The 11,482-nt window shown below is 50.2% G+C and carries 10 protein-coding genes and 1 pseudogene; 8 read left to right on the forward strand and 3 right to left on the reverse strand.

Features of this window, described 5'->3' with window-relative positions:
- Window positions 1–332: 332 nt before the first annotated feature.
- The 7 genes and pseudogenes from PSH66_RS30120 to PSH66_RS10860 all read left to right on the forward strand — a co-directional run.
- Window positions 333–659: pseudogene (locus PSH66_RS30120) on the forward strand (methyl-accepting chemotaxis protein); the annotation flags it as partial.
- A 201-nt stretch (window positions 660–860) separates the two neighbouring features.
- The gene (locus PSH66_RS30125; protein ID WP_370694847.1) at window positions 861–1,565 is read left to right on the forward strand and encodes a methyl-accepting chemotaxis protein; all 705 of its coding nucleotides are present in this window, start codon (window positions 861–863) and stop codon (window positions 1,563–1,565) included.
- Between the two features lie 579 nt (window positions 1,566–2,144).
- Entirely contained in the window at window positions 2,145–3,446 is a 1,302-nt protein-coding gene (locus PSH66_RS10840) for an NAD(P)/FAD-dependent oxidoreductase (protein ID WP_225908786.1), read from the forward strand.
- A gap of 46 nt (window positions 3,447–3,492) precedes the next feature.
- The gene (locus PSH66_RS10845; RefSeq protein WP_205490888.1) at window positions 3,493–4,221 is read left to right on the forward strand and encodes a hypothetical protein; all 729 of its coding nucleotides are present in this window, start codon (window positions 3,493–3,495) and stop codon (window positions 4,219–4,221) included.
- A gap of 1,563 nt (window positions 4,222–5,784) precedes the next feature.
- Window positions 5,785–6,372, forward strand: coding sequence for a VOC family protein (locus PSH66_RS10850; protein WP_205490886.1), 588 nt, complete (start codon window positions 5,785–5,787; stop codon window positions 6,370–6,372).
- Between the two features lie 34 nt (window positions 6,373–6,406).
- On the forward strand, window positions 6,407–7,183 hold the full coding sequence (locus tag PSH66_RS10855; protein ID WP_205490884.1) for a class II aldolase/adducin family protein: 777 nt from the start codon (window positions 6,407–6,409) through the stop codon (window positions 7,181–7,183).
- Window positions 7,184–7,255: 72 nt separating this feature from the next.
- A complete protein-coding gene (locus PSH66_RS10860; protein WP_205490881.1) occupies window positions 7,256–7,471 on the forward strand; it encodes a hypothetical protein in 216 nt (71 codons plus the stop codon).
- A 199-nt stretch (window positions 7,472–7,670) separates the two neighbouring features.
- On the opposite strand, the gene mobH is transcribed toward PSH66_RS10860, so the two are convergent.
- Window positions 7,671–9,449, reverse strand: a complete 1,779-nt coding sequence (mobH, locus tag PSH66_RS10865) for a MobH family relaxase (protein WP_305429047.1) — start codon at window positions 9,447–9,449, stop codon at window positions 7,671–7,673.
- 233 nt (window positions 9,450–9,682) lie between these two features.
- Between mobH and PSH66_RS10870 the strand changes: the two genes are divergently transcribed.
- On the forward strand, window positions 9,683–9,877 hold the full coding sequence (locus PSH66_RS10870; RefSeq protein ID WP_027912535.1) for a hypothetical protein: 195 nt from the start codon (window positions 9,683–9,685) through the stop codon (window positions 9,875–9,877).
- Window positions 9,878–10,011: 134 nt separating this feature from the next.
- On the opposite strand, the gene PSH66_RS10875 is transcribed toward PSH66_RS10870, so the two are convergent.
- Together PSH66_RS10875 and PSH66_RS10880 are read right to left on the reverse strand one after the other, a co-directional pair.
- Complete coding sequence (locus PSH66_RS10875) at window positions 10,012–10,974, reverse strand: ArdC family protein (protein WP_205490878.1); 963 nt, start codon at window positions 10,972–10,974, stop codon at window positions 10,012–10,014.
- Between the two features lie 112 nt (window positions 10,975–11,086).
- On the reverse strand, window positions 11,087–11,416 hold the full coding sequence (locus PSH66_RS10880) for a hypothetical protein (protein WP_205490876.1): 330 nt from the start codon (window positions 11,414–11,416) through the stop codon (window positions 11,087–11,089).
- Window positions 11,417–11,482 lie beyond the last annotated feature (66 nt).

Consider the following 11,482-nt stretch of genomic DNA (forward strand, 5'->3'; position numbering starts at 1 on the left):
ATCGCTCCTCCCAAAAAGCCATGGAGGACTCGGCGAGAGCAGCGCTTGAGCGTTTCGAGGATCTAGCCGAGCGCCTGCGTGAAGCCACTGTAACAAGGATTCAGCAGTCGAATGATCAGAGTAGTCTGACGTTACTTGACCAGGCCTTTCAAGCAAACGCTCTCGCTGCCGAGTTGTTGGAAGCTCGGCGCGTCGAGAAAGATTTCCTGCTGAGTGAGGATGAGCAGTATATCAGTCTGATGGAAGAGCACTTCATGTCGCTTACCACTAACGGAGAGCAATTGTTGGCGCTGAGTCATGACCCCGATATTCAAAAGACCACTGATGAAGCCATGCAGTTGCTTGAGGGATACCACAAGCAGTTCGCCAGCTTGCACAGAGCTGTCCTACAACGTCTGGACACTGAAAAATCAATAGGCGAAAGTGCTCACGCTGTAACAGAGGCAACTCAAAAGTCGCTAGCACAGGAGCGTTCGCAACTTGAAAGTGAGTCCGGCGCGGCTAAACGCATTTTGATAGGGGCTACTTCAGTGGCGTTGTTTATTGGCATCATTTGTGCGCTATTTATCACTCATTTGATCGTTGGCCCTTTAGGAAGCGTAGTCGATGCTGCCAGGCGAGTTGCAGGCGGTGATCTTACTGTGGTGCTGAAGAGCGCCCGCCGTGATGAGCTTGGCCAATTGATGCTAGCCGTACAGCAGATGACATCAAGTTTACGAGGGCTACTAGGAGGGCTAGGTAACGGCATCGCACAACTCGCCTCTGCAGCAGGGGCGCTTTCGGCTGTCACCGAGCAAACCAATGTTGGAGTCGCCGGGCAACTTTTGGAAACTGAGCAGGTGGCTACCGCCATGAATGAAATGGTTGCTACCGTGCAGGAAGTCGCTCGGAATGCGGACATCGCTGCTGGCTCTGCTCGCCAAGCAGATGAGCAGACCCGCAAGGGGGGAGAGACTGTGCAGAAGGCTATCACCAGCATCGAGCACCTAGCTACGTCTGTTGAGATTTCGGCCGAAACTATTGCAAGCGTTAAAAATTATAGTTCGAATATCAGTACCGTTCTTGATGTCATAAAAGGGATTGCTGAGCAAACGAATCTCCTCGCTCTCAATGCCTCCATCGAGGCAGCCCGTGCCGGAGAAGCCGGGCGCGGTTTCGCGGTAGTTGCTGATGAGGTGCGAGCTCTGGCGCGACGCACTCATCAATCCACTGCGCAAATTGAGGAATTGATTCTTACCCTTCAATGTGGTGCCGAAAGTGCTGTAAGCGTGATGACGAAAAGTCGTGGCATGGCTGGAGAAAGTGTTGCCGTCGCACGCAGTGCAGGTGAGGCTCTAGCGCTCATAGATCAGGCCGTTTCGCGCATTGGACAAATGAACCAACAAATTGCTACCGCTGCAGAGCAACAAAGTTCAGTGGCAGAAGGAATTGACCGCAGTATTAGCAGTATTCGTGTCATCGCCGAGCAGTCTGCAGTTGCGAGTGAGAAGACCTCAGTTTCTAGCGCCGACCTTGCGCAATTGGGGGCCGAGCTGCAGGCGCTCGTGAGTCAGTTTCGCTTGTAGCGCGAGAGCGTCGGTTATCCGGCCTGTCTTGCTTTATATGGTGGTGTCCTAGCCACTGCAACGCCCTGCATCGGAAATGGCGCCTTTGTTTTCGTCAAGGGCACGATTTTCAAGGTCCAGAAGGCACTGTTGCTGATGGGTACGGCTCAATCATGTTAACCCGAAAGTGTCCGGTATTAAGTGCCCCCCCCCGAAATCGGTGTCTACAGCGCGAGCGAGGCAGCGTTCGTATTCTCGCCGAGAGGAGGATTGAAGGTATCGGCATCCAGGTGAAATATTCTTTCGCCCCTGGGCGGGCGATCGGAAGCGAGGATATTGGTCGCCAGTCCCTTTTCCAATTCAGAAACCCCCGACGTCTTTTGACCAACAAAATCTATGTCGAGAATGGCCCATAGCGATTTCGATGCCGGGCTGGTTTTTGAGCGATTGGTACGGGCATTTTTCTGTGTAGTAGACCTGTGCGGCGCTCGGAGGATGTCTTAAATCATTAAAACCTGATATTAGTCAGGAATATGTTGCGAGTCGATGATGGTATCGGCATCATCTGATCTTCAAAATTACTTTCAGACGTACCTTCCTATGAACGACAACACGATTGTGATTGGTGCTGGTCTTGCCGGCTTGACCGCAGCCAGCACGCTCAAGGCTGCTGGGAAAAACGTTGTAGTACTTGAGGCTTCGAATTGCGCAGGTGGGCGCACGATGCGCATCACTCACAACGGTGACGCTGCAGAGGCAGGTGCGCAGGGCGTTCACTCCGGTTATTTGGAGTTGCTAAAATTAGTCAAGCGGTACGGATTGAGTGGGGATCTAATACCACAAAGCAATACGCAGGCATGCTATCTCTCCCGTTCGGGGGAGCATGTCTTCCCATCTGGAAATTTTGGGGTCAGAAAGCTTCTTGGCGTCAGAGGTACTGCTGAGCTGGCTTGGTTCATGGTTCGCTACATGCTAATGATGAAAAAATTCTCTCTTTACGAAATTCATCGCGATATCCCGGAATACGACAACATATCTACCGCGGAGGCTTTCAGCGGGACCAGCGAGGAGTTTAAAGATTACTTCCTGAGGCCTGCGGCACATGCGATGGTTGGTACAGATATAGAGCATACTAATCTTTATCACTTTTTAAATTTGGTCAAGCTAGTGCTGACCACTAAAGTCATGACCCTGCGAAGGGGGATTGCATCTTTGGCGGAGGCGATTGCGGATACGTTGGACGTGCGTTACGAATCAGAGGTAGAAAAGCTTCTTTATGAGCGTGGTCATGTGACGGGAGTATTGCTCAAAAGCGGTGCAACCATGAAGGCCGATCACGTCATCGTGGCTTGCCCAATCGGTGCAGCAGCTAAAATCGTTCCAGAAGAGTATGTGGTACAGCGAGAGTTTCTATCTGCGTTTCCTAACGTGCCTCTGTCTCTTGTTTATTTTTTTCTGGATCGCCCTCTCAAGACCTCTGCTTATGTCTACATGGGGCATGGGCATCGTAAGGCTACCTTTAACATGGCGTTGAACCACACGCTCAAAACGCCGCACCTTGTCCCGAGTGGCAAGACCATCATTTCTGCATGGCCCTGCTATCCCGACTCTGCATTGCTTGCACAGCAGAGCGATGCGGAGATCATTGCTAAGGCTTTGGATGATATGGAAATATTTTTCCCCGGTATTGCTGGCATGGTTGAGGAGGCCAAGGTTCAGCGTCACCACTGGGGGTTTGCACGACTTTCCCCTGGCATGCATGCTAAAATTCTTGAATTCAAGCGCCAGGCTCAGGAGTTACGAGGAGTTTCATTTGCCGGTAACGACTATGATGGCGTGCACATGGAGTCTGCAGTTCAAAGCGGTGCGAGGGCGGCAGAGCGGGTGATTAGTGGTCAATAGCCAGCTCTTCACTCAAAATTTCTCTCAGCAAAAGTGTAGCGTTGACGTGAAGAAAGAGGATGATGATCTCGTAAGAGAGGATGTTGCAATTGTTCGAGAGAAGGCATCTCATCGGAAGGGACGTACAACTCAGGTTGTGCGTTCTGCCCGTGTACCAACTCAAGAACGGAGCAAAAAGCGTTATCAGAGCATATTGGATGCGACTTTGGAAATGTTAAAAAGCGCAAACATCGAGGATATAAGCTTGCACGACATCGGTAAGGTTACTGGGTTACCAGCTCCTTCCGTTCATTATTTGTTCAATACGGTCACTGCGATATTCATTGAATTGAACAAGATTTTCAATGAATATTTAACACAGAAAATCATCGCTCACTCTCAGAACCTTGAGGCTCATCAGCTTAGTAACTGGCAGGATTTAGTTAGATCCTCCCTAGCAATAGCTAGAAACGAGCTTAATGCTGATCGGGCGATGTCTGAAGTTATGTTAGGTCCTATCATGCACCGCTCAATGAGGGTGAATAATTTGGAAACCAACAGATATCATGGCACAGCAAGTTTGGAGTTGTTAGAAAGCTATTTTACAGTGCCGGAAATTCCTGGTATGGCGACTTACCTAATGTTTTCTGCTGAGCTTGTTGATGGTTTGTGGTGCGGAGCATACGCGCGTTATGGACTCATTGATGATGAAACATTTGCAGAGTCAGTCAGGGCGAATCTTGCCTATCTTCGGTGTTACTTTCCGGAGAGTATGACCGTGCGTAAAGATATTTGATTTTTATGGCCGAGCCTCGGACATCCTGACTTATAAGTTGGGATGCGCTCGGTGCTGTACCAAATCTTATGTGGCTTAACTAATAACTCCGTAAATACTTAAGGAACGGTTACCAGGTTGTCAGCGATAAAGTCTAGCATTCGAGACTTAGCTATATCTCCTGTTCATAGCGGTTGCCCAGCTGGTATTGTAGAGCGAATAACCCGTTAGCTGTCTATAGACAGTTCAGCGGTAGCGTTTTTAGCTGCCTATCTTGGTAAATAAGATTTTAACCTCTCACTGGTAAGCAACAAGTCTACTTGGACCGGCGAACAGTGTTGAAGCTGAAGTTTTGATGCGCGGTTATCCAATTATAGAGGCGGTGTCCGTAGGTTCTACAAAAATATAGATTGTAGCTCACTGCGGAGCCGACAGAAGTTACAGGATGAATGACGTATTACGCTGACTCTGTTGCTATTGGTGCCTTGAGCTTGTCAGCGTGTGTACTTATTTTCCACGCAAAGATTGTCGGCGTTAAGGCTTTTCCCGTGTCCTATTGCGGGCTGCCATAAAGCATGGAGCAGTGTTCGCTCCAGAATTATGGATATTCGGAGCAGGTTGGTGAGCCAGGCTAAATGTTTCTTCATTCGGTGCTCCAGCAATTCGGAATAGGTGTATAGGGAGCTAACTTACTCTGAAGGATTTTAGCGCACACACGTTATGCTTGATAACAGATAGAAGAGCTGCTCTTAGTATCAGCAAGCCCGCAGCCAAGGCCCAGCTGTTACCTTATCGACGCGCTGCATAATAATTTTCACCTTCCATGGAACATGGTAATTGTTGCAGCTTGGCGACGTTTGTGTTGTAAAAATCGACGTAATTGAATACTTCACCTTCAGGTTTCGCTGCTGGTTAATTAGTGTTTTCAGCCTCATAGTTTGCAAAAAAGCTCGATCGAAATTTTAGCATATCCCGCGTCTCGGTGATCCATTGAGCACTACTCAGAGTCCTCTGAAAGCTCGGTTCGCTGATCATCGTCCTATTATCGCTCTTCCTGAGATTTGCTTTAAAACTTAACGCACCCATAATGGTTATGAGTTGGTATTTCAATGTGCATTCGACAGTAGACGGTTTATTTTAGCTCATTCTATTTATCGTTTGGAATTCGCGTTTTTCTGGTTGAGACGGCTTGCTCGCAACCCCCTCTAACTTTTTTCTTTTTGAGACTTGGACTCGATCTAAGAAATTGGTTGATTCAACCTGCCTCCATCGCAGAGACCTTATCTCCGTCATATTCAGGAAAGCAAGACTGCGATGACGTAATCGATACATTCTGTCAGCCGCTTGCGCTGACTGTAGACGGCTCTCCGAGTGGGACGCCCTTTTCGAGGCCTACTCCGACAGTCCGTTGTGACGCTAGGGGCGACGCTGTCGAGCGGTCACATGCCTAGCAGGGCTATTAGTTGCTTGAAGACTCAAAAATAGATATAAGTCTACTTTATATTCCATATGGTTATTTTAAATTATTTTTTGATTCTATTTTATTCCATAAATTGCCATTTATTTCTTGATGATGAATGCTTCTTGAAATATTATCTGACTAACGTCGGATTTATGATTTCAGCAACTTCTTATCAGGAGCAAAAATTGATCAAGCATCAGATTGGTTCGATCATCCAACAGGCCTTCCTCGTTGAGGATCTTGATAGCTCCATTCAGGACTGGTTGGCTTTAGGTGTCGGGCCGTTTTTCGTGTCCAGACACCCCAAGTACAAGACTCAGGTGTACCGCGGCCAGTCCATAGAGAGCGACTTCAGTGCGGCGTTTGCATACTCTGGTGATGTTCAGATCGAATTAATTCAACTGCATGACGATAAACCGTCTGTATTTGAGGAGTTTTTACGGAGTCAAGGCTTCGGAGTGCATCATATTGGTGTTTTGACAGACGACATCGCTGCAGATATAGAAGCGCTTGAGTTGCTTGGTTATTCTCTGATTCAGAGAATGACATCATTAATTGATGTTGAAACGGCTTTTATGTCTTTTCCGCACAAAAGCGGTGCAACTCTCGAGTTGATTCAGCGCTCCCCAACGTTGGATGCTGGATTTGGAATGATGAAGCAAATTACCGAGTCGTGGGATGGCACGGGGCAGGCTATTCACGAGTTTTGATCTTTAGTCAATAATGGTTATAAGGAAAAGAAAAATGCCTAAAATTGGTGACGTAGAGTATCCATCCCTAAAAGGGCAAGTTTCCGCAGAGGAGTGGTCTGCAAGGGTTCAGCTCGCGGCACTTTGCCGATTGGTTCCGATGATGGGTTGGGACGATTTATCCAATCAACTGGTGTCTTGTAGAACAGGTAAAGATTTTCTGTTTATTCCTAGCGGTGTTTTGTTTGAGGAGATGACAGCTTCATGTCTCTTGAAGGTGAACATTGATGGAGAAGTGATATCTGATAGTCCATTTAAAGTAACTCCTAATGTTTGGCACCCAATGCGCGCGGTATTTGAGGTGCGCCCAGATGCCAATACTGTAATCCATACACACGATGATTATATTGCTGCGGTTGCCGCTAACAAGCATGGTTTGCTACCGATTTCGCAACCAGCCGCATTGATCATAGCCGCTGGGCTCTCATACCATACCTATGAAGGCGCTGAGACGTATGCGGAACGTATTCCCGGGTTACGACGAGATCTGGGATCGTCAAACTATACTCTTTTTTTGCGTAATCACGGTGTGGTCACTGTAGCCCCCAGCATTGATGCTGCTTTCATGCTCCATCATTTGGCCAGAAAGGCATGCCGAATACAGGTAATGAGTGGTGTTAATAGTGGTGCGGAGGTTACTCATATTCCTTCGGAGGTAGTTGCGTCGTTTCCAATTGAACTGCTGAGGGCAAGCGTTGGGGATGGCAGTAATAATGCTTGGCCTGGCTTGCTACGTAAGCTGTATCGTGACGATCCTAGCTTTCAAGATTGATGGGTTTTAGTTAAGTGGCATAATGCAATGAGCGTCAGTTCTATCTTTGTTTAATATCTTAGGAGTTTAATGATGGGCTATTCAATCGAGTCTACTTTGGGTGAGTTGCTAGATAACGCTGAAACAAAAGCGATACTTGAAAAGCATCTTCCGGGTATATCAAATCACCCGCAAATTACTATGGGGAGGGGATTTGCTTTGAAAGCTATTGCGCCGTTTTCAGGTGGGCTTGTCAATGAAGCGGTACTTGGTCAAGTAGACGTCGATTTGAAACAGTTAGGCGCGTAAGGTTACGATAGATTTTCAGCGTGGATAGAGGGATTGGAACGCGTTTCTCTGCTCTTAAGCTCCTTTTCGTCTATCCACTCTTTTATGCTTTTTTCTTAAACGCTTTTTTCGTTTTGTTTTCTTGATATGTATGAGTTGCTTGTTGGTTTTAGTAGGTTTAAGCTGGTTGTTCTTCTAGTCAGCAATTAATTTTTTCTCCCTACGCGCCATTTTGGTGGTGGGGGTTGGTGCTCTCAGTTATTGAGCTCCTGGATATTTGTCTTGCGTCGATCTTAAGAAAAGGATTGTCATTAGGCATAAATTCAAAAAAATATTGTGGCTCCGAAATTAGATATCCTTTCAACTGCGTGCACTTTCTGGGACCTTTCACTTGGCATACCCAGATATTTAACCCGTCATCTCGCTTCTTATGAACCTTCAGCCTCTCAAACTGTTTCTGTACCCAGCGCCACTCTTCACCTTTGTAATCGGTATCCATTGAGATGCCCGGAAACTCCTGGATATAACGCTGGAAGAGGCCTGGGGTGACCAGAAATACAGTGCCACTTACGATATGAATTTTAGCCTTGCTGTCATTTATGATCAGCTTGTGGCTCTGGATGCCTTCCCTGACCCAATTCAAGAATGCCTGGCCAGGGTTATCCGAAGGGAGGGTTGAAGTTCCGAGAGCGCTTTCTGACGGTGCATCGCAGGCCTCAGGCTTCTCTACCTCGAACATATCCAGCAACGATCCTAAGTAGTCCGCATCTTCCATAGTCATTGGACCGGGCTGCGATTGGCTTTGAGTTGACCTTGTACTGACTGTCTTCGGCGGTGGTGATACCGGAGCGTAAGTCGGGAGGTCATCGACTGCAACGCTCACCGTTCCGTTGAAAGCCTCAGGCCGGTCTTCGCTCCCCCAGATCAAAGCCGGTTGAACGCGCAAAAACGTAAAGGTCTGCTGCCAGTCCCCCTGCGCAACAAGAGCGGTCCAGATGGCTTTGCCTTCTGGGGTCGAATCGACTAACCCATGAGATTGCAGTTCGTCGAATACGGCGATGTTTGAGGAGGGGATGCCCTCAATCGACTGCGACAGCAGATAGGCCCGCAGCTTGTCCGTGACCGTCTTGCTGACCAGCCACAGGGCGTCTTCAGTCAACCAACCTGCGGCACCTGGCTGGTTGAGTTTCAGCTCGTGTTGAATCAGGTGACGCAGTCCGCTGATCAAGTGATGTTGCAACGAATGGATCGGGGCCTGCAGTGCCTTGTTCGGGTTGCCACCGATGTTCTGCGCGGTGGAGACGCGGTCGGCCTGAATTACCAATTCACCGAGCACGCCGGCACGTTCGTACTGGCCCGCCAGGACATACAGCAGGCTGGCCCACAGTGACGCAAAGCCACTGAGCCAGTCCAAGATAGGACGGTCGAGAATCTTGGTATAGAGCAAGCCAGCGGCGGCGCCGTGCAGGTGATAGTCGCGACCTTTGAGGTAGCGAAAACGGTAGGGCTGATCCAGTGGGCCCTGCCAGGGGTGCCAAGGACTGCCATCCTGACGTTCGACCTGCAGGTCCACGGCGATCTTGCCGATGTCATGCAGCAGGGCGCCGTAGGCGATGCCGGCGGACCAAGCGTCTGTCTGAACGGCTTGGTCTTCGGGGGCGACACCTGTGGGCAGCAGATACGACTGACGCAGTTTCAGACTACAGGCGACCAGCTCCAGGCCATGGTCGAGCATGCCACCGAGATAAGCATGATGGTGCGTCTCGCTGGCCGGGAGTTGTTGGACCAGCTCGGCGTAGCGATGGATCGGATTTAAATAGAGCTGCCTGAACTGCTGATGGGAGAGGGCGGTGTACTGCCAGATGTGATCGAGCAACTGGCGGCGGTGCTCGGCTGCTAACAAGCTCTGGGTCGATTCGATAGGCAGGTAGCCTTCGGCGACGTTTACGGTGGGTGGCGGGGGAGGTTTTTGCCTTTTTTGGCGAAACAGACTGAGCATCGCGGCCTCCCGGGAAATGGCGGAATCGGTGGCCTTTTAGCCTTTTCGGATAGGGCTCTTACCCTTGAATCCCCATTCCCCTTCCAACCCTTGCCTATCCTTTTGGCGCGTTTCCGTTTGTGCGGCAATAGGAATATCGATTAATGCTGGTGCTGTTTTTTGCTGAGTACGCGTGCTGGCGCGGAAAAGGAAAGTGTCGGTACACTGCGGTGCGAATTTTATCGGGTCTTGCCATGAACCTCACTGACGCCACGCTCATACTGCTGCTCGCGGCACGTATCCATGGAACAGACGAAGCCGTCAGGGCCTCGGCGAAGAGCGTGGTCAAGAAGCTACCGCGCAGCAAACGTGATCTGATCTACAAGGTGATCGATAGCCGAAGTCCACTTGAGCTGGTTGATTACCTGGCTGAGAATCTGGATACGTAACGGCGTACTGGGGTTACGGGATTACCTCATGTTCTTTGCGTCAGAACTCCGCAGTGTGGGGGTTTTTCTGGGCATAGAAAAAGGGTCCAACTCGTGTTGGACCCTATGAAGCATTTGCAGCGGTGAGGTGACGATCAAGCTCCATCGTTCATGCATCGCGAGTCATCTATTACCGTCTGCTTCCGTTGCTGCCGCAGGTTGAGCACATACTCCGAGGCGCATCGGGCCTGGCCACTGGCGCGGAAGATGGCGCGATTGTCAGCCTTGAGCAGGCTGAGCCAGGAGTCGATGTAGCCCTCGTGCCGAAGCTCTCCCTGGATGCCGGCATATGCACATAAAAAAGCGGCGCCCATTTCGGCGATCAACTCTTCAAATGCATAGGCTGGCGAGCCGAATGGGCAAGGTGAGGTCACACCCTCACGCTGCAATCGAGAGTGGTGTCCGGTCCAGTGTGTCAGCTCGTGAAGCGCGGTGGCGTAGTATCCACCTTGGTCGTGAAACTGCGCTTTTGTCGGCAGTTGGATGAGATCCCTGATCGGGTGGTAAAAGGCTTCGTCGGCAAATCGATGAATGATATTTGCGCCCGAACTTAGCAACAAACTTTCCGCAGCAGCGTTGGGGAAGAAGGGATCGCTCGGTTCCGTCTCGAGCAAAGTTTCGTTGAGCGTTTCGAGCCCCTCCGCTTGCTCGATGTTGAACAGAAAATGCGTCCTGAGAATACCGAAGTGAGCGACCTTGGGCTGACCATGTTCATCAAGTACGGGTTGGCCTGACTCGGTCTGTTCCTCGCGCTCCATCTGCTTGTAGAGCACCGCCAGGGTGCTGTGCTCACCCTTACGGATGTGCCCACCCGCTTTTTTGGCTTGATTGAAGGTCAGCCAACGATCTTGAGTGAACCCCTGCAACCTGGCCTCGGCCCAGAGCAACGGTAAATTGATGCCCGAATAGGGACGCTGCGTGATGGCGTTGACGGGATAGGGCTGGTGATGAGCGACGTCAGTTGAGCCACTTGAGGACCAGGGTTTGATCCAGGGGGCTACGCCTTGGTCTAACGCGGCAACAATTTTGTCAGTCACGTCTTGATAGATATTACGCATGGCATTTTCCTCGAGAAAAACGGAGGAACGCCTTGCCCGTCGGGGAGGGGTTCCCCGGTGGGTGTTGGGTTGGATTGATGCAGGACTGCGCGCAGTCTGAGTGTGTATGCGTTCAGCGTTGATGCTCTTCTGCAAGCGCTATCAATAAGGCGTCAGGCTGGTCCGGTGCCTGAAGCAGGCTGAGGCTCAGTTGCAGCAACGGTTCATGACTCTCATCACGTGCTGAGGCAACTTTGCCTACCTCGAACACCACGCAGGGTGCGTTTGGATCGGCCAGGTGAGCTTTGAAGGCTGCGCGTACCACATTGCTCAGCTGATCGAGCTGCAGCTTTTCAGGATGACTTGAACCACCGAGCAATACTGCGTGTTGCCACGCGTCTGGAGTGAACACAACGGGCAAGCGCAGAGTGTTCAGTGCTTCGCTTGTGAGTGAGTCGGACATGGTGTGCCTCCCTTGAAAGCGCGTAGAAACCTGTCCCATAGGGGAAAGAATTTCCCCGCGGCGGGT

Source organism: Pseudomonas sp. FP597 (assembly GCF_030687435.1).
Taxonomy (GTDB): Bacteria; Pseudomonadota; Gammaproteobacteria; order Pseudomonadales; family Pseudomonadaceae; genus Aquipseudomonas; species Aquipseudomonas lactucae.